At 64.0% G+C, this 19980-nt stretch carries 12 protein-coding genes; 5 read left to right on the top strand and 7 right to left on the bottom strand.

Translation table 11 applies throughout. The features are described 5' to 3' along the window. Positions 1–41: 41 nt before the first annotated feature. Positions 42–2339, bottom strand: coding sequence for a TonB-dependent receptor (locus ACMV8A_RS01995; RefSeq protein WP_495324057.1), 2298 nt, complete (start codon positions 2337–2339; stop codon positions 42–44). A gap of 254 nt (positions 2340–2593) precedes the next feature. Here ACMV8A_RS01995 and ACMV8A_RS02000 point away from each other — a divergent pair, with 254 nt between their 5' ends. The 5 genes from ACMV8A_RS02000 to ACMV8A_RS02020 all read left to right on the top strand — a co-directional run bounded on the left by ACMV8A_RS02000 (position 2594) and on the right by ACMV8A_RS02020 (position 10865). Beyond that, positions 2594–3919 carry a sigma-54 interaction domain-containing protein gene (locus ACMV8A_RS02000; RefSeq protein ID WP_495324058.1) on the top strand — a complete coding sequence of 442 codons (1326 nt, stop codon included), beginning with the start codon at positions 2594–2596 and terminating at the stop codon, positions 3917–3919. 256 nt (positions 3920–4175) lie between these two features. Continuing rightward, entirely contained in the window at positions 4176–4619 is a 444-nt protein-coding gene (locus ACMV8A_RS02005) for a hypothetical protein (protein ID WP_495324059.1), read from the top strand. A gap of 256 nt (positions 4620–4875) precedes the next feature. Beyond that, the gene (locus ACMV8A_RS02010) at positions 4876–5484 is read left to right on the top strand and encodes a trimeric intracellular cation channel family protein (protein ID WP_495324060.1); all 609 of its coding nucleotides are present in this window, start codon (positions 4876–4878) and stop codon (positions 5482–5484) included. Between the two features lie 23 nt (positions 5485–5507). Then, positions 5508–6581: a glycosyltransferase family protein gene (locus ACMV8A_RS02015; RefSeq protein ID WP_495324061.1), complete on the top strand. Its 1074-nt coding sequence runs from the start codon at positions 5508–5510 to the stop codon at positions 6579–6581. 234 nt (positions 6582–6815) lie between these two features. Beyond that, positions 6816–10865: a PAS domain S-box protein gene (locus ACMV8A_RS02020; RefSeq protein WP_495324062.1), complete on the top strand. Its 4050-nt coding sequence runs from the start codon at positions 6816–6818 to the stop codon at positions 10863–10865. 37 nt (positions 10866–10902) lie between these two features. Here ACMV8A_RS02020 and ACMV8A_RS02025 read toward each other — a convergent pair whose 3' ends face one another. From ACMV8A_RS02025 to ACMV8A_RS02050, 6 genes are all read right to left on the bottom strand, one after another. Continuing rightward, positions 10903–11943, bottom strand: coding sequence for a glycosyltransferase (locus tag ACMV8A_RS02025; RefSeq protein ID WP_495324063.1), 1041 nt, complete (start codon positions 11941–11943; stop codon positions 10903–10905). A 49-nt stretch (positions 11944–11992) separates the two neighbouring features. Continuing rightward, entirely contained in the window at positions 11993–14629 is a 2637-nt protein-coding gene (locus tag ACMV8A_RS02030; protein ID WP_495324064.1) for a molybdopterin-dependent oxidoreductase, read from the bottom strand. A gap of 152 nt (positions 14630–14781) precedes the next feature. Continuing rightward, complete coding sequence (gene nirD, locus ACMV8A_RS02035) at positions 14782–15090, bottom strand: nitrite reductase small subunit NirD (RefSeq protein ID WP_495324065.1); 309 nt, start codon at positions 15088–15090, stop codon at positions 14782–14784. A 93-nt stretch (positions 15091–15183) separates the two neighbouring features. Then, positions 15184–17649 (bottom strand): nitrite reductase large subunit NirB, encoded by a 2466-nt coding sequence (nirB, locus tag ACMV8A_RS02040; RefSeq protein WP_495324066.1) that lies wholly within the window; start codon positions 17647–17649, stop codon positions 15184–15186. 49 nt (positions 17650–17698) lie between these two features. After that, the gene (locus tag ACMV8A_RS02045; protein ID WP_495324067.1) at positions 17699–19012 is read right to left on the bottom strand and encodes a CmpA/NrtA family ABC transporter substrate-binding protein; all 1314 of its coding nucleotides are present in this window, start codon (positions 19010–19012) and stop codon (positions 17699–17701) included. Between the two features lie 10 nt (positions 19013–19022). After that, the gene (locus tag ACMV8A_RS02050; protein WP_495324068.1) at positions 19023–19856 is read right to left on the bottom strand and encodes an ABC transporter ATP-binding protein; all 834 of its coding nucleotides are present in this window, start codon (positions 19854–19856) and stop codon (positions 19023–19025) included. Between the last annotated feature and the right edge of the window lie 124 nt (positions 19857–19980).

Here is a 19980-nt window from a genome sequence, read left to right on the forward strand (position 1 = left end):
ACGCCGGCTTGCGCCGGCGTTCTCGTTAGGGCGGGTTATGACTAGAACTTGACGTTCACGCCTGCATAGATGGAGCGGCCCATGCCGGGAACCGGCGTACCCCAGGCCACGTCGGTGCCGGACATGGTCTTGCCCTGGCCGAAGTAGGCGCCACCCAGCGGGTGGTTGTAGAACGTATCGAATACGTTCTCGATGCCCACGTCGAAGCGGGCTTGCTTCCAGGCATAGCTGCTGCGCAGATGCAGCAGGCCATAGGCGCCGGTCTTCATCTCGTTGCGGGTGGCCGACACATCCTTCTTCTCCGCCACCAGTTCAACCTCCGCCGTGTTGCTCCAGCTGCCGGTACGCTGTATCACCGCCATTTTCGCATTGAGCGGCATGATGTTGGCAAGGTTGTCGCCGGTGGTGTCGTTCTCGCCGCGGGTGTAGCTCACCACACCGCTGGCGGTGAAGCTGCCATAGGCGGTGTTCTCGGCCAGCGGGAAGTGGCCGGAGATATCCATGCCATAGAGACGGGCGGACTGGTTGACGAAACGGAGATACACAAAGGTATCGGTGGCGGTCAGGTTTGCCATCGTGCAGGCATTGCCGTAGATCGCACCATTGACGTTGTAGCAGCGTGCGGCGTCGATGTAGTCGGACACATAGGTGTAATAGGGCGCCACCTTCAACCCCCACTTCTCCTGCGCCGCATCGTGCCACTCGAAGGTGGCGCTGACGGTGTGGGCTATCTCCGGCTTCAGGTCGAGGTTGCCGACGTAGCCATTGCCATCACCGGTCCAGTTGATCATGCGCATCGCCATGCCGTGGGTCGACCAGGTGTAGCGCTCATACAGGTTGGGTGAGCGGGTCTTCTGGGCCAGGCCAAACTCGATGGTGCGTGTGGCGTCCGGGGTAAAGCGCGCCAGCAAGGTGAGATCGAGATTGTTGTCGGTCTTCTTGCGATCGGCGGCATTGAAGGCTGCCTCGTCGAGGGGGCTGAATGTGGGGCTATAGCCCTGTGCCCTGCCTGCATTCATGTCTACCTGCTCGCCGCGCACACCGAACTGGGTCAGCCACTGCTGGCTCCACTGTGCCTCCCATTCGGTGAACAGGGCCAGACGGTCACGCTCGCCATCACGGATGTTCCAGAAAGTGTTCGGCCACATGCCCTTGCCGGACGGCTCCCACCAGTCATCCAGCCGGTACTGTTGCGCCTCGCCACCCACGCGCAGCAAGTCGCGTGCGGACAGGCGGATATCGGCCTTCACCACCGCGCCGCTGTTCTTGCCCTCGGTGTCCATCGGCATGCCGGCGGCACAGCCGGTGCTGCCTCCAGCGATCACGCATGGAGCGCCGTCCGGCGGTGTTCCAGTGTTGGAGCCATACCAGTACAGCTTGTCATCGAAGAACTGCATCTTGTGCCGGGTGCGTTCCTGATAGACGCGCGCATCCAACTGACCCCAGTCCAGCTGCGCCAGATGACGCAGGTTGATCTGCTTGCTGTCGTTGCCGGTCATGTCCATGCGCTGGTTGACCCAGCCCTGGTAGGGAATGTCCTGCTGGCCCAGCTTCAGTTCGGTCAGGTGGTTTTCGTTGCGCCAGGCGAAGCCGAGGGAGCGGTTGGTGCTCTTGTACATGGAAGAGCCTACCTCGTCGTCGGCAATGGCGCTGTCACCGACGTCGTTGACATAGGTTTGCGTCTTGAAATTGTCGCCGGCGGTGTAATTGCCCGAGTGGGTCGTCGAGCTGGTGTAGGTCATGCTCAGGGTTTCGCTGGCGGCGGTGGCGCTCAGGTTGTCGCCATAGGCATCGCCGTTGCTGCGGTAGAAGAAGCCGGCCTCGCCCGTGAACAGGCTTTCATCCCCGGCCTTGGCAAAGCGCGGTGCGGGGGAGTCCACCAGGATGGTGCCGCCGATGCTGTCGCCGCCGATGCTCACCGGCGTGATGCCGGCAAATACGCTGGCTTTGGCGACGTTGCTCGGGTCGATATAGGACAGCGGGGGATTCATGTGGTTGCCGCAGGCGGAGATCAGGTCCATGCCGTCGACCTTGATGCGCAGGCGGTCATCGGCCAGACCGCGGATCACCGGCAGGCCGGATACGCCGCCACTGGTCTGGATGGTGAGGCCGGGGACGTTCTTCAATAGGCTGGCCGTGTCGCTGGTGGCGGCGCGCAGGGATTGCAGGGTCTCCGTGCTGACCTCCGTGGAGGTGGGGGCCGTGGGCTCGGTCAGGAAGGGTGCCGTGACGGAGATATTGGGTAGTTGCGCCTCGTCTGCGATGGCCATGCCGTGAATGGCGGTGGCGATCAAGGTGGTCAAGACAGAGCGTCTGTAGCGGAAACCCGGTTGAATCATTTTTTCCCTCTTCGATTGTTGTTTGTAGATAGACTGGTCTCCTTGTATGCACGGCTCATACCACGGTCAGCGTTATGAGCTGAGTCAAAGGCTTATGTGAACGGGGCGCGGTTTGTCCGAGTCTGGTGCTGTGGTATTTGGCGGAAAGGTGTGTGGGATGACGCAACCGCCAGAGGCAGCAACCTTCACCAGGCGGCTTGCGTGACAGTATTGGCATATAATCGCCGCTGGCTGACACGACTGGCGCTGGAACCATGCCCAATAGCAACGCAGACGAAATCCCGGCCGAATTGCTGTCCATGCTCGATGTGTTCAGCGAGCCAGCCTCCCTGCTCGGCGCCGACTACCGCATCCTCGCCACCAACCACGCCTACCGCCGTACCTACGGCGACGGCCACGCCCTGCGTACCCGCTTTTGCTACGAGGTGTCGCATCACTACACCATCCCCTGCGACCAGGCGGGCGAAAACTGCCCACTGAAGAACGCCGTGGAAAGCAATTCGCCGCAGCGCGTGCTGCACCTGCACCACACGCCCAACGGCGAGGAACACGTGGACGTGGAGATGACGCCGATCCACGATCGCGCCGGCAACATCCAGTTTTTGCTGGAGCGCATGCGCACCAGCCGCCTGGCCAGTCCGCTCCCCAAGGCCGGCGGCCTGGTGGGGCGCTCGCCGGTGTTCAACAAGGTGCTGGAGATGGTTCAGCGGGTGGCGCCCAGCGAAAGCACGGTGCTACTGCTCGGTGAGTCGGGTACCGGCAAGGAGCTCATCGCCCAAGCGGTGCATGAGGCCAGCGTGCGCCGCAACGGCCCCTTCGTGCCGGTGGACTGCACCGGCCTCACCGAAACCCTGTTCGAGAGCGAACTGTTCGGTCATGAAAAGGGCGCCTTCACCGGCGCGCAGACGCGCAAATACGGCCTGGTGGAGGCGGCGCGTGGCGGCACCCTGTTCCTCGACGAAATCGGCGAGATCCCGCTGGCGCAGCAGGTCAAGCTGCTGCGCCTGCTGGAAAGCGCCACCTTCCGCCGCGTCGGCGGCATCGAGCCGCAGAAGGCCGACTTCCGCCTGGTCTGCGCCACCCACCGCGACCTCAAGGCCATGGTCGAGGCCGGCACCTTCCGCCGCGACCTCTACTACCGCATCAATGCCTTCCCCATCCACCTACCTTCGTTGAGCGAACGCATCGAGGACCTGCCGCTGCTGGCCGAAAGCCTGCTGCAGCGCGTCTCCGGCGAACGCCGCCTGCGCCTGGGCGACGCCGCCCTGGCCTGCCTGCGCAGCTACGCCTTCCCCGGCAACATCCGCGAACTGCGCAACATCCTCGAACGCGCCGCCCTGCTTTGCGACGGCAAGGTGATCCAGCCGGAACACCTGCCGGAAGAATGCTGCCTGGATGGCGAGGCCCGCCCGCTACGCGGCGCCCTGTTCGGCGAAGTGATCCCGCTGGAGGAAGTGGAGGAGCGCTACCTGCTCTGGGCCCTGGCCCGCTTCCAGGGCGACAAGCGCGCCCTCGCCGAACAGCTCGGCCTGTCCGAACGCACGCTGTACCGCAAACTGCGCGAACTGCGCGAAAAATAGTCTCTCCATTTAACCCCTCCCCCACGACAGTGGGGGAGGTCGGGAGGGGGCGCTGTAGGCTGATGCCTACAGACAGTGGGGCAGTCGCTCAGGCAGTATCTGTACCAACGGCTGAGGCGAGGTTGAGGAAATGGCCGCAACCTGTGGATTCGCCGAGAAAAGGCAGTAGGCGCGCCGTGCGCTAATTATTGTGATAGGCCGCAGCGGTGCTAAAACCATTATGACCGCGTCAGTCTAAATAACTGTTAGCAAGACTATGTCCGACGAATCTGCCACCGAAAAACCGAAGCGCGTAGACGGCCAGATGACCGGGCTGGCTGGGGAGCTGTTTGTCGCCGCCGAGCTGTTGAAGCGCAACCTACAGGTATCGCTCACGTTCGGAAATGCCAAGGCAATAGATCTCTTTGCGCACAATCCAGCCACTGCACGCATGTTTACGGTCCAAGTGAAGGCAAGTAGAAAGAAGAACTACTTCCCGATCTCGCATGGAAAGGTAAATGCCGCCCATGTATACGTGTTCGTTTTGCTGAACAAGCCAGGTGAGGCGGTGCAGGACTTCATAGTTCCTGGAAAGCTGCTCGCTGAAGAGCCGGAGCGCTTTACCAAATGGTTTGTTGATCCGAAATTTCCTGGCATTCATCCGAATGTACTCAAGGACTTTGCGGAGAATTGGAAGCTCTTTGATGAAAACTCTTGCTAACAATCGGCTCCAGAACAATCGGGGAAAACAATCGGGGACAGACCACGGTTTCCGCTATGGCTGAAGTGATACAGGATTAAATCGTGGTCTGTCCCCGATGATTCCCGGATGTTGGCCTCTACGTATCGTTTCTGGATCCCGAGGGAAATCGAATCAGCCTGTTGCAGCCCACCTCGCCGATGTAAAACGCGGTTGGGATGAACACCGCGGTGATTCATTAATTTAACAGGATAAATCCACAACTTCCGGAGGCATTGTGTTGCTGTATTACCTGGATTTGGCTGGTGTGGCGGTGTTCGCCGCCAGCGGCGTGTTGGCAGCGCGGGATCGTGAGCTGGACCTGCTTGGCGTGCTGATGGTGGCCACGCTCACCGCCATCGGTGGCGGCACTGTGCGCGACCTGTTGCTGGATCGCCATCCGATCTTCTGGATCGTCGACACCTGGTATCTGATCGTTATTATCGCGGCGACCATCGCCACCGTAGTCTACCTGCGCCTGCGCCCGCCGCCGGGGAAGATATTCCTGATCGCGGATGCGCTGGGTTTGGGCCTGTTTGCCATGTTGGGTGCCAAGCTGGCGCTAATGGCCGGGCATTCGGCGCTGATCGTGGTGCTGATGGGCACCATGACGGGCGTCACCGGCGGTGTGCTGCGCGACGTGGTCACGGCGCGGGTGCCGCTCATCATGCAAAAGGAAATCTACGCCACGGCGGCCATCGCCGGCATCGTGGTCTATCTGGCCCTGCACGCCATGGGGGTGGCATCGACACCGGCGTTCGTCGCCGGCCTGGTGGTGGTCGTCCTGCTGCGCCTGCTGGCGATCCGTTATGGCTTGAATCTTCCCATCTGTCGCAAAGCCGAGTAGCCGTCGGCGACCGAGAAGGACTTATGCCCCATCTCCTCGCCGCCATCTCCGCCCACGGTTACGGCCATCTTGCGCAAACCGCGCCGGTACTGAATGCCCTGCGCGCGCGCCTGCCTGAGCTGCAACTCACCGTGCGCTGCGGCCTGCCGCAGGCGGTGCTGGCGCAGCGCATCGCCGGGCCGTTTGTTCATCAGCCGGTGGAAGACGATTTCGGCATGGTGATGCACAGCGCGCTGGCCGTGGACGTGGCGGCGAGTGCGGCGCGCTATGCCGCCTTTCACGCCGACTGGGAGCGGCGTGTGGACAGCGTGGCGCGTGAATTGGAGCAAACGGCACCGGATCTGATCCTGGCCGACATTCCCTATCTCACCCTGGCGGCGGCGGCGCGCGCCCGTATTCCTGCCCTTGCCATGTGTTGTCTGCAGTGGGCCGATATCTATGACTATTACTGTCATGACCTGCCCGAGGCGGGAGCCATTCACGCGCAGATGCTCTCGGGCTACGACAGCGCCACGCTGTTCCTGCGCACCGAGCCGGCGATGCCGATGCCGGCATTACACAACCGGCGCGACATCGGCCCGGTGGCCATGCTGGGGCATGCGCGGCGCGAGGAGATCAATGCGCGCTGTGGGGTTGCCGCCGAGGAGCGCCTGGTACTGGTGGCCATGGGCGGCATTGTCTTTCGCCCGCCGCTGGAACGCTGGCCGGTGATGCCGGGCGTGCGTTATGTGATGCAGCGCGACTGGGTGGCGCAGCGGCCCGATGTGCTGGTGCTGGAGGATACCGGCCTGCCGTTCGCGGACGTGCTGGCCTCCTGTGACGCGGTGCTGACCAAGCCGGGCTATGGCACGTTTGTGGAGGCGGCCTGCGCCGGCGTGCCGTTGTTGTATGTGCCGCGGGTGGACTGGCCGGAGGAGCCATGGCTGGTGCGTTGGCTGGAGCGACAGTTGCCGTGTGCCGCTGTGCCACGCAGCGCGTTGGATGATGGTTCGTTCCTGCCGCGCGTGCAGCAGTGGGTGCAGCAGCCACGGCAGGCGCAGCGCCCGGCGGAGGGGGTGATGCAGGCGGTACAGATCATCCTGTCCTGCCTGACATAGCGCGGATTTCTTTCGTGTCATCGTCGCAGCGCTCGTATCCGCCTTGTGGCTGTGGCAAGCTCAAGACTTTCTGCCGCGGGAGGCGGGAACAAGGACGACATAAGCAACTGGCTTATCAAGGCTGCTTATGAATGGAGGTCCTGCCTACAGATTCTCCCTATGGGGCTACACTGTGGACAGGAAACGAAATCCGCCAGGGAAGAAAATCAAATCTTGATGTTCAAGGGTGAACACGTGGTACCTCGTTCTGCATTGGTTGCCTTGCTGTCGGGGCTGCTGCTGTCAGTGGCCCTGTTCGGCCTGTTGCGCAGCTACGAGATGCGCGAGGCGCGATACGATTTCGAGCTCCATGCGTCCGGTCTGCTGGAGAGCATGCAGCGCCAGCTGGATATTGCCGTCGAGCTGGTGGACAGCGTGGGCGCGCTGTATGACGCCTCGGAACAGGTGGAGCGGCGGGAGTTCTATCGTTTCGTCGCAGCACAGCTGGATCGCCACGGCGAAATCCAGGCCTTGGTGTGGTTGCCGCGTATCTCCGCCGCCGAGCGGCCTGCCTACGAGGCGCAGGTACGCGCCGAGGGACTGGTTGACTATGTAATGCAGCAGTTCAGTCCGGCCGGCCATCTGCAAACCCTGTCCCCCCGCGACGAGTACTTTCCCGTCCATTTCGTCGAGCCGCTGGTGGCCAACCGCGGCGCCCTCGGTGTGGACCTCGCCTCCCATCCGCTGCGCAAGGCGGCGATGGCGCAGGCACGCGACAGCGGGCAGATGGTGGCGACCGCCATGCTGACCCTGTTGCAGCCGCAGAATGAGCGGCAGGGTTTTCTGATCTTCCGCCCGGTATACCAGCACATGGATGTGCCGCCCGATATCACTGCCCGGCGGCAATTGCTGCGCGGCTATGCGGCCGGCGTGTTTCGCATCGCCGAACTGATGGCATCGGTGCAGCGCTTTGCCGGTACCGAACACATCGCCTTCGCCCTGTTCGATGCGGCGGATGGACAGCCGTTGTTTCAGTCACTGCTGGCCGCCAAGAATGATGCCCCCTTGCGCTGGGATGGGACGCTGCATCTGCCGGGAAGGACCTGGCAGGTGGTGTTCACGGCGGAAGACGGATTCTTCACCCGCTATCAACTGCTGCTGGCGTGGCTCGGGCTGGCGCTGGGCCTGCTGTTCACGCTGCTGGTGAGTTACCACCTCTATATCAATGCGCTGCGCGCCCGCCGGCTGGAGCAGTCCTATCGTGAGCTGGCTGCCAGCCGGGAACTCATCGAACACGCCCACCGTGAATGGATGGATGCCTTTGATGCGGTGTCTGATCCGATCTTCCTGCATGACGATACCGGCAAGGTGATGCGGGCCAATCGGGCCTATGCCGAGTGCGCCGGAATAGAGTACGCGCAGATCATCGGGCGACCGTATTGGGAGGTGTTCCCGCGCAGTGACGGACCGTCGATCGCCTGCGTCATGGCGCGGGAGCAAGAGCGTCAGGTTGAGGAGGAGGTGCGGGCGACCAACGGTCATGTCTACGCTTCGCGCTTCTTCGCCATTCGTGACGATGCCGGCCACTACCGCTATTCCATTCATATCCTGCGTGATGTCACCGAACAGCGCATCGCGGAACAGCGCCTGGCGGAAGAGCAAGGCCGGGCGCAGCGTTATCTGGATGTGGCCGGTGTGATGATGCTGGCGCTGGATGCATCTGGACACATCACCCTCATCAACCGCAAGGGTTGCGACATTCTCGGTTATAGCGAGGAAGAATTGCTCGGCCAGAATTGGCTGGAGCGATTCATACCGCAGAGCCACCAGCCCCATGTGCAAAAGATGTTCGCCGATCACTTGGCCGGCCGGCCGCAGGAGTATGTGGAGAACTGGATCGTGCGCCGTAACGGCGAACAGCGGCTCATCGCCTGGCACAATACGGTGCTGCATGACGCTGATGGCAGGGTTGCCGGAACGCTGTCGTCCGGCATGGATATCACCGAACGCCACAAGCTGGAGCAGGCGCTGCGCGAATCGCAGTTGCGTCTGCAAAGCGTGTTCGATACGGCCCGCGACGGCATTCTGGTCGCCGATCTCGCCGGACGAAGGTTTGTCCTTGCCAATCAGGCGATGGCTGAACTGCTGGGTTACAGCGAGGCCGAGCTGTATTGGCTCGGTGTGGATGACATCCATCCGAAAGATCAGCTCGATTTAGTGCATGATAAGTTCTCCCGTCAGGCGCGCGGTGAGTTCACCCTGGCGCGCGATATACCGCTGCTCCGGCGTGACGGAACGGTGCTGTATGCGGACGTTAACGCGAGTCCGGTCACGTTGGATGGACGTCCCTGCATGCTCGGCATATTTCACGACACGACCGAGCGGCGCCAGATGGAGGCCGCGCTCAGGTCCAGTGAAGAGCAATTGGCTCTCGCCCTGCAAGGCAGCAGTGACGGCCTGTGGGACTGGAACGTGGAAAACGGCACGGCGTATTACTCGCCGCGTTGGAAGGCCCTGCTGGGCTATGCCGACGAGGAAATCGGTGACGGTTCTGATGAGTGGCAAAGGCTGGTGCATCCGGATGACCTGCCGGCGGTGCTGACCGAGTTGCAGACGGTGTTGTCCGGTGCGGGCAGCCATCTTCAGGTGGAGCTGCGCATGCGGCACAAGGCCGGGCACTGGATTTGGGTGCAAAGCCGGGCGCACGTGGTACGCGACACGGCGGGCAGACCGCAACGCGTGGTCGGCACCAATGAGGATGTTACCGCGCGGCGTGAAGCCGAAGAGCGGGTCAAGGTGCTGGCCTATCAGTTGCAGGAACGCCTGAAGGAGAGCCGCTGCCTGTACCGGGTGGCGCAGCTGGCGGAAGAGACGGAGACACCGCTACCGGCACTGCTGCAACGGGCGGTGGAATTGCTCCCGGCGGCGTGGCAATACCCGGAGCTTACGACCGCGCGCATCGTCTATCAGGGCCAGGAATACCTGTCACCGGCCTTTGTCACCGGGCCATCGTCTCAGGCAGCGCTGATCATAGCGGGCGATCTCGAAGTGGGTAGCGTGGAGGTTTTCTATACTCGGGAATTGCCGGCGGAAGACGAGGGGCCGTTTTTCCGCGAAGAGCGCGAACTGATCGAGGCGGTCGCCGATCAACTGGGTCAGATTATTTCGCTGCGGTTGCACCAGCAGACACTGACCCGTCTCAATCGGGTGCTGCGCACCCTGAATCTGAGCAACCGCGCCCTGGTCTATACCGCCGGTGAGGCAGAGTTCGAACAGGAAATCTGCGACGTTCTGGTGCGGGAGGCGGGCTACAAGTCCGCCTGGATAGGTAATCGGGATTCCTCCGGTCAGTTGCATACCATGGCATGGGCCGGCGAACAGACGGTGATGGAGACGCAGATTCATTGCGGTCGGCACGATGCCATTACGCAGCTGGTGTGCGATGCGCTGGAGCGCGGTGAGCTGAGGCGCGATACCCTCCGTGCGGAGGAGAGCTGTCCGTTGTGCCACGGCCTGGGCGAGGAGGCCAGTGTCATTGCGCTGCCACTGGTGAGTGGTACGGCGGTGCTTGGCGTGATGTTTGTCTGCTCCGGACAGAGCGAGCCGATGGCGCCGGCGGAAGTGGAGCTGTTGCAGGAGCTGTCCGATGACCTGGCCTATGGCATCAGCATGCGCCGTACCACTGGCGAGCGCGACCGCGCCCAGGCCGAGCTGGCGGCGATTCTGATTAAAACGGTGAGCGTTATCGCCCTGACGGTGGAAAAGCGCGATCCCTACACTGCGGGTCATATGCAGCGTGTGGCCGCTCTGGCCGTTGCCATCGGTCGGGAGATGAATCTGGATGAAGGCACGCTCACCGGCTTGCAGATGGGCGCGCTGATCCACGATATCGGCAAGATCTACATCCCGGCGGAAATCCTCAATCGTCCCGGCCGTCTGTCCCCGGTGGAATTCGACCTGATCAAGACCCATCCCCAGGTGGGCTACGACATCGTGAAGGATATCGATTTCCCCTGGCCGGTGGCCGAGATGATCGTGCAGCATCACGAGCGCATCGACGGCAGCGGCTATCCCAACGGCCTGCGCGGCAATGCTATTTGCCTGGAGGCGCGTATCCTCGCCGTGGCCGACGTGGTGGAGGCCATGGCCTCGCACCGGCCCTATCGTGCGTCCTTGCCGTTACAAAATGCCCTGGATGAAATCGAACAACATCGCGGCGTGCGTTATGACCCACAGGTGGTCGACATCTGCCTGCGCCTGTTCCGCGAACAGGGCTATACCTGGCAAGGCGAGGATGTGTCGTAGGAAACCCCTGCGTGGGTGAAACTGGCGCCTTTGGGGATTACCCCACCATCAGATAATCCCGCCCCCGTTGATATCCCATTCCCTGCAACTGCGCGGCGATGATGTCGCGCGCGCCGTGGTTGGTGACGTAGCTGAGTACGAAAGGCTTGTCTGCGCGATCGAGCCAGGCGGGTGGATGCACCGGTACGCCATGCACGGCATTGCCGATCTTGCGCGGGTCGATATCGATCCAGGCGATGGGTTTGAATCCATGATCCAGCAAGAGCTGCGCGCGCTGGCGCGTGCGCCGTCCCGCGCCGCAGATCACCAGCGGCCGCCCGCTGTGCAGGCGCGGGTCGCGCGCCAGGAATTCGCTGCGCAGGCGCGCGAAGGCCTCGCGGCTGTAGCGCGGATCGGTGCGCGTGAGGCGGCCGCTGCTTTCGCGCCAATGCAGCAATACCTCGGCCACTTTGGCCATGGCGTGGCCGGCCTGATGCAGACGCAGCAGCATGTCGTAGTCTTCGGGAAAGGGGCCGTCACGATAGCCGCCCAGGGCCAGCACGATATGGCGGCGGAACATCAACGAGGGATTGGCGATGGGCAGCTCGACGTAGATTTCGTCGGCGATGTCGTGGGCGCTTAGGCAGGCGTTCTGCCAGCGGATGTATTCGTGAAAGCCGCCCTGGATATCTTCTTCGGGAAACAAGCTGACCTGGCTGCCGACGGCGGCAAGCTGCGGTTGTTCGCACAGGAGCTGATATTGGCGTTCCAGGCGCCGGGGCGCCATCAGGTCATCGGCGTCCATGCGCGCGACGATGGCGGCGCGCGCCGCCGCCAGGGCGCTGTTCATGGCCCCCACCACACCCTGGCGGCCCGGTTGCAGCAGGCGGAGGCGCTGGTCGTCCCGGGCATGGCGGCGCACGATCTCCGCCGAGGCATCGCTGCTGCCGTCATCCACGGCGACCACTTCGTAGGCGGTGAACGTCTGTTGCCGGATGGAATGCAGGGTTTCATCCAGCGTAGACGCGGCGTTGTAGAACGGCAGCAGGACGGAGACCAGGGGCGGCGTGGCAGACATGGCGCACATGATAACCGGCATCGCCCCCTCCCGGCCTCCCTACGGTCATGGAGCGGCACCAGCGGGGAGGCTATGGGCGCAACAGTCCCCGGATCTCCGCCACACAGGAGCCGCAGCCGGTGCCGGCCTTGGAGACCGCACCGATGGCCTCGATAGTGGCCGCGCCGGCGGCGATGGCGTCCCGAATGGCGCCGGCGCGCACGCCGTGGCAGGCGCAGATCATGGCGCCGCCGTTGTCGCTGCCCTGGGGCGCGCGTCCGGTGAGCAGACTGTGGCGCTGTTGACTGTCCAGCGTCTCGCTGGCGAACAGGGTTTCCAGCCAGGTGCTGTCGGGCAGCTCCGCTGTCGGTGTGATGAACAGGCAGCTCTCCAGGCGTCCGTTTACCAGACGCGCGGCGCGGTAGCGGCCACCGGCCTGGTCTTGATATTCGATCCAGCCCACATCCTGCTGCGGGGCGCAGAGCAGTGCACGCGCCTGGGCCGGCCAGGCTTCGGGCATCGCGGTACCGGCCAGTCGATAGCGCCAGGCGCCGGCGATGCGATTGCAGCTCCAGTAGGCGCCGCCCGGTTGCAGGCGGCGCCGGCTCAGCAACAGGCCGTGCCAGGCGGTGGGCAGCGGTGCGATGGCGGCGATGCCGTGCTTGGACTCGGGTTGGCCGGAATGCGGATCGGTGTGGGCGCTGATCAGGGCGTTGATGCGACCCCGGGCGGTGTAGCCGTCGTTCCAGTGCATGGGGACGAATGCATCCCCCGGACGTTGCATGTCGCTTACCGTTGCGCGCATGACCGCGCTGCCCAGCGGACTGCTGACCTGCACCAGGGCGCCGTCGGCGACCGCGAGATTTGCCGCGTCGTGCGGGTGCAGCGCCACATACGGCTCCGGGTCGTGGCTGGACAGGCGCGGCGACTTTCCGGTGCGCGTCATGGTGTGCCACTGGTCGCGCAGACGTCCGGTGTTGAGGCGTAGCGGATGCAGTGCATCGGGTGCTGCGCGCGGTGGCTGCGGTGTGACGGCGATGAAGCGGGCGCGGCCGTCACTGGTATGGAAGCGCCCATCGCCGAACAGGCGCTTGGTGCCCTGCGGCGCGGCGGCGGTCACGGGCCATTGCACGGGTCGGAGCATGGCATAGGTGTCATCATCGATGTTGCTCAGGGCACCGATGTCGAAGGCACGCGTGCCGTTGTTCTGGTAACCGGATAGGGCCGCGTGCTCGCGGAAGATGGCGGCGGGACTCTCCCAGGCAAAGGCCTCGCTGTAACCGAGGCGCTGTGCCACCTGGCTGATGATCCACCAGTCGGGTTTCGCCGTGCCCGGCGCCGGCAGGAAGGCGCGCTGGCGTGAGATGCGCCGTTCGGAGTTGGTGACGGTGCCGTCCTTCTCGCCCCAGGCCAGTGCCGGCAATTTGATGTGGGCCAGGCGCGTGGTATCGGTGTCGGCCATGCAGTCGGAGACGATCACCAGCGGGCACTGTTCCAGCGCGGCCTTGACGCGATCCGCCTCGGGCAGGCTCACCACCGGGTTGGTGCCCATGATCCAGATGACCTTTACCTTGCCTTCTGCGACGGCATGGAACAGATCGACGGCCTTGAGTCCGGTGCGCTCGGCGATGTGCGGCGAGTGCCAAAAACCCTGTACCAGCATACGCGCCCGTGCGTCCTCGATGCCCATGTGCGCGGCGAGCTGGTTGGCCAGCCCGCCCACCTCGCGTCCGCCCATGGCGTTGGGTTGGCCGGTGAAGGAGAACGGCCCCATGCCGGGCCGGCCGATGCGGCCGGTGTAGAGATGGCAGTTGATGATGGCGTTCACCTTGTCGGTACCGCTGGACGACTGGTTGATGCCCTGCGAGTAGACGGTGACCACGCGCTCGGTACGGGCGAACAGGCGGTAGAACTCGCGCACCGATGCGGCATCGATGCCGCATCGTCTCGCCACAGATTCAACGTCAGGACTGCTCTGCTGCGCCGCGAGCAGCGCGGCCTCCATGCCCTGGGTGTGATGCGCGGTAAACAGGGTGTTCTCCTCGCCCTGCGCGTGCAGCCAGGCCAGCAGGCCATTGAACAGCACGGCATCGGAACCCGGCGTCAGCCGCAGGTGCAGGTCGGCGCCGTCGCAACTGGCGGTGCGGCGCGGATCGATCACCACCAGCAACAGGTCCGGGTTGTCGCGCCGCGCCTGTTGGATGCGCTGGTACAGCACTGGGTGGCACCAGGCGGCGTTGGAACCCACCAGCACGATCAGCTTGGCGCGCTCCAGATCCTCGTAGCTGCACGGCACGCTGTCGCTGCCGAAGGCGCGCCTGTGCCCTGCGACAGAGGAGGCCATGCACAGGCGCGAATTGGTGTCGATGTTGGCGCTGCCGATGTAGCCCTTCATCAGCTTGTTGGCGGCGTAGTAGTCCTCGGTGAGCAACTGACCGGAGACGTAAAAGGCCACCGCGTCGGGGCCGTATTGATCGACGGTGCGGCGCAGGCCGTCGGCGACAGCATCGAGTGCCTGTCCCCAATCCACCTGTTTGCCGTTGACCTCCGGGTGCAGCAGGCGGCCGTCCATGTCCAGCGTCTCGCCCAGCGCCGCGCCCTTGGAGCACAGGCGGCCGTAATTGGCCGGATGTTCCGGGTCGCCCTTGATGGACAGGACGGTGTCGTCACCGGCCTCGACGATGAGGCCGCAGCCGGTACCGCAATAGGGGCAGGTGGTCTTGATCATGGGAACACCCTAAACACTTTGCCGCGGAGACGCGGAGACGCAGAGATATTCGTATCGGAAGCAACAGGCGAGCTGTTGGCGGTTCCGCACCGCATCGAATCGATGTCTTCAAACAAATTGCTTCTCCGCGTCTCTGCGCCTCTGCGACGGTTTTATAACTGAACCTGCACTATCCCGTCGTCCACGCGCACCGCGTAGCGTCGCGCGCAGCCCTTATCGGGCGCCACCGCCTCGCCGCTTTCCAGGCTGATCTTCCAGTTGTGCAGCGGGCAGGCGACATGGTGGTCGAACACGATGCCCTCGGCCAGCGGGCCGCCCTTGTGCGGGCAGCGGTTGGCGAGGGCGAATACCGCATCGCTCGCGGCGCGGAACACCGCGATCTCGCCCGCGTCCGTTTGCACCACCCGCGCGCCCTGGCGCGGGATGTCATTCAACGTGCCGATGGTGATCCAGTTTGCCATTTTGGTTGCTCCTCAAAAGCGGATTAATCTCGCCAAGACGTAGGGTGGATGCGCTTATCCACCCTACGAGTGTTTGTAGGTTTGTAGGTCGGGTTACGCTGCGCTGACCCGACCTGCAGTGGTTGCGCCGGTCGCGTTCAGTGGCGTGAACTCGGCGCGTCGCTCTGCACTGGCGCGTTCGGCCCACGGATCGTTCTGCGCGATGCGCTGCGATGCGACGAAGCGCCGGTACAGGGCGGCTCGATTGGCCGCGTCCTCCACCATCTGCTTCTTCACGTAGTCGAGGCCGACGCGCTCGATCCAGGGCGCGGTGCGCTCCAGGTAGCGCGCCTGCTCGCGGTAGAGCTGCATGAAGGCGCCACAGTACTCCAGCACTTCTTCTGCCGTCTTCACCCGGCACAGCAGGTCGGTGACGCGCACCTTGACGCCGCCGTTGCCGCCGATGTGCAGTTCCCAGCCGGAGTCCACGGCCACCACGCCGAAGTCCTTGATGGTGGCCTCGGCGCAGTTACGCGGGCAGCCGGATACCGCCATCTTGAACTTGTGCGGCGTCCACGAGCCCCAGGAGAATTTCTCCAGTTCCATACCCATCTGCACCGAGTCCTGGGTGCCGAAGCGGCAGAACTGGCTGCCGATGCAGGTCTTCACCGTGCGTAGCGCCTTGCCGTAGGCATGGCCCGATACCAGGCCGGCCGCATTCAGGTCGGCCCACATGGCCGGCAACTGCTCCTTCTGCACACCCACCAGGTCGATGCGCTGGCCGCCGGTGATCTTCACCATCGGTACCGCGTACTTCTCCGCCGCATCGGCGATGGCGCGCAATTCTGCCGGGGTGGTGACACCGCCCCAGATGCGCGGCACCACGGTGTAGCTGCGGTCCTTCTGGATGTTGGCGTGCAGGCGCTCGTTGACGAAGCGCGAGCGGTCGTCGTCCCTGGCCTCGACAGGCCAGGTGCTGATCAGGTAGTAGTTGAGCGCCGGGCGGCAAGTGGGGCAGCCGTCGGGCGTGCGCCAGTCCAAGGCGCGCAGGGTCTGGTCGATACGGGTGAGATGCTGCGCGCGGATCGCCTCGCGTACCGCATCGTGGGAGTGTTCGGTGCAGGGACACATGGGCTTCTGCTGATCCGCCGGCGCCGCATCGGAGCCCACCACCGAGGCGAGGATCTGTTCCACCAGGCCGGTGCAGCCGCCGCAGGAGGCGGAGGCCTTGGTGTGGGCGCGCACCTCGTCCAGGGTGAACAGGCCCTTGCTGCGGATCAGGTTGACGATGGTGCCCTTGGTGACGCCGTTGCAGCCGCACACCTCGGCGCTGTCGGCCATCATTGCCACCGGCGAGTGCTGGCCGTGGCCGGCATCGCCCAGGTGGGCCTGGCCGAACATCAGCGAGTCGCGGAAGGCGGACACGTCGACGCCCTCGCGCATCAGCTGGAAGTACCAGGCGCCGTCCAGGGTGTTGCCGTACAGCACGGCGCCCTGGATGCGGTTGTCCTTCAACACCACCTTCTTGTAGATGCCGGCGCCCGGGTCACGGTAGACGATCTGCTCGCTCTCCGGGCCGCCGAGGAAGTCGCCGGCGGAGAACACGTCGACGCCGCTCACCTTCAGCTTGGTGGAGGTGACCGAACCGACGTAGCGGCCGATGCCGAACTTGGCGAGATGGTTGGCGCACACCTTGGCCTGCTCGAACAGGGGCGCCACCAGGCCGTAGGTCTGGCCGCGATGCTGCGCGCATTCGCCCACGGCGTAGATGCGCGGGTCAAAGGTCTGCAGGGTGTCGTTGACCACGATACCGCGCTCGCAGTGGATGCCCGCATCTTTGGCGAGTGCGAAGTCCGGACGGATGCCGGCGGCCATCACCACCAGGTCGGCGCTCACCTCGCGGCCGTCGTCGAACACGACGCCCTGCACACGCTGCCTGCCAATGAGCTCCTTTGTCTTGGCGCCCATGAGGAATTCGACGCCGCGCGATTCCAGTTCCTTTTGCAGCATCTGTCCGGCAGCGGAATCCAGTTGCCGTTCCATCAGGGTGTCGGCGAGGTGCACCACGCGCACCACCATACCGCGCTTGACCAGGCCCACCGCCGCCTCCAGGCCGAGCAGGCCGCCGCCGATCACCACGGCGTGGCGATAGCGCTGCGCCGCATCCAGCATCACCTCCACGTCGGCGATGTCGCGGAAGCCGATCACGCCGGACAGATCATGTCCCGGCACTGGCAGGATGAACGGCCTGGAGCCGGTGGCGATGAGCAGCCTATCGTAGGGCACCGTCAGCCCATCGGCTGCGACGACCTGGCGGCGCACACGATCGATCTTGGTCACCTTGCGGCCGGCATGCAGGGTGATGCCGTGTTCGGTGTACCACTCGGGACGATTGAGCAGGATATCGTCGAACTGCGCATCGCCGGACAGCACCGGTGACAGCAGGATGCGGTTGTAATTACCGTGCGGCTCGGCGCCGAACACCGTGATCTCGTATTGCTCGGGCGCCAGCTTGAGCAGTTCCTCCACCGTGCGCATGCCGGCCATGCCGTTGCCGATGACTACCAGTTTTTCTTTCATGGGGGTGATCTCCTACTTCAGTTCATGTCTGCGGCAAACGTGTTGTGCGTCATGCCGAGGGTTGCAGACGCGTGGTGTTCGGGTTGAGGACTGCGAGCTGCGCCGCGTCCACCTTCATGTGCTGGATCTCGAAGCCGCGCAGGTAGTTGAGCACCTGCGAGGGGTCGAACAGGCGGCCATCGAGGAAGCGATCGGCGCCCATGGGCAGGCTGGTATCGCCTTCATACAGCTTCCACACGGCTGCGTGCCGGCCTTCGGTCTTGGCATCGATGGCGGGGCAGGGCAGGCCCAGTTGTAGCGCGGCCTGGCGGTAGAGGTCGGGACGATAGACCTCGGCGGCGGCAGCCTGCAGGTCGATGGCGCGATCGAGCTGGCCCCAGCGCAGCATCTGCGTCATGAACCACACCGCATGCGAGCGCCAGGGAAAGTTGGCGGCGTAGCGGTGGAAGACGTTGAAGTCGGGCAGGGCGCGCGGCATTTCATCGGCGGCATACTGGAAGGTTCCGGTCATGGACATGCGCACCACATGCTCCGGCGCATTGACGTATACGCTGCGCGCGATGAGTGTCGCGGCCGCGAGGCGATGGTCCGGCTCGTCCAGCCAGCGGCAGGCCTCCAGCAGGGCCAGCAGCAGGGCCTGGTGGGTGTGGGGATACTGCTCAGCCCATTCCTGCGTCACGCCGAGCACCTTCTCCGGACTGTTGTTCCAGATTTCGTATTTGGTGATCAGGGTGCGGCCGATGCCGGCCTGCACCGCCTGCGCATTCCACGGTTCGCCCACGCAGTAGCCGTCGATGTCGCCCTGTTCCAGCCGTCCCACCATCTGCGGCGGCGGCACCACCACCAGGCGCACGTCATGATCCGGGTCGATGCCGGCGGCGGCCATCCAGTAGCGCAGTTCGTAGTTGTGGGTGGACTCCGGAAACACCATGGCGAAGGTGAGCGGAGAGCGCCCGGCCTGGCGCTCGGCTTCGATTACGCACTTCAGCGCCCGTGCGCTCAGTGGACGCTCGGCCATGGCCGCGGCATCGGCGCGCAGCATGCGTTCGTACAGCGCATTGGACACGGTGATGGCGTTGCCGTTGAGGTCGAGGGTGAGCGCGGTGACCATCGGCTTGTGGATGGGTCCCAGCCCCAGGCTCATGGCCAGCGGCATCGGCGCCAGCATCTGCGCGCCGTCGAGGATGCCTAGTGCCACCTTGTCGCGGATGTTGGCCCAGGAGGTCTCCTTGGACAGGGTCACGTCGAGACCGTATTTGGCAAACAGGCCATGTTCCTTGGCGATCACCAATGGCGCGCAGTCGGTGAGCGGGATGAAGCCCAGGGTGAGGGCGGTCTTTTCCAGTGCCTGTGCGTTGAACATGATGGGCTCCTCAACCGGCGGCCAGCTTCAGTGCCGGCTTGCTGCGGGTCTGCGCCGGGACGTCGGGCTGGGCATGGCGCTCGTGCAGGAACTTGAGCACGGCGGCGCGATAGTGGTTGTATTTCGGGTCGTCGGCGAGGCGCAGACGGTTGCGCGGCCGCGGCAGATCGATGTGCAGGATCTCGCCCACGGTAGCGCTCGGTCCGTTGGTCATCATCATGATGCGATCAGACAGCAGCACAGCCTCGTCCACGTCATGGGTGATCATGATCACCGTGTTGTTGAGACGCGCCTGGATCTCCATCAGCGAGTCCTGCATGTGGGTGCGGGTGAGGGAGTCCAGCGCGCCGAAGGGCTCGTCCATCAGCAGCACCTTGGGCTCCATGGCCAGGGCACGGGCGATGCCGACGCGCTGCTTCATGCCGCCGGAGATTTCGTCCGGCCGGCGTTGCAGGGCGTGGGACATGTGCACCAGTTCCAGGTTGTGCAGGGTCCAGTCGTGGCGCTCCTGCTTGCTCTTGCTGTGCTTGAATACGGTGTCCACCGCAAGGCGCACGTTGTCGTACACGCTGAGCCAGGGCAGCAGCGAATGGTTCTGGAACACCACCGCGCGATCCGGCCCCGGTTCGTCCACCTCGCGGTTCTCCAGCAGCACGCCGCCGCTGCTGGCCTTGAGCAGGCCGGCGACGATGTTGAGCACCGTCGATTTGCCGCAGCCGGAGTGGCCGATGAGGGAGACGAACTCGCCCTTGTCCACCTTGAGCGAGACACCGTTCAGTACGTTGAGTGGGCCGTGGTCGGTGTCGAAGGTGATGCCGACGTGATCGATGTTCAGATAGGTCATGCTGTTATCTCCTTTGAAACCATCTGTCGCGGAGACGCAGAGGCGCAGAGTTTTATTAGGCAAAAGCATTGGTTCTCCTGTAGCGCGTCGCTGGTGGTAGTGGCATTCATCTGGTTTTCCTCCA

The sequence above is a fragment of the Sulfurivermis sp. genome (assembly GCF_059410345.1).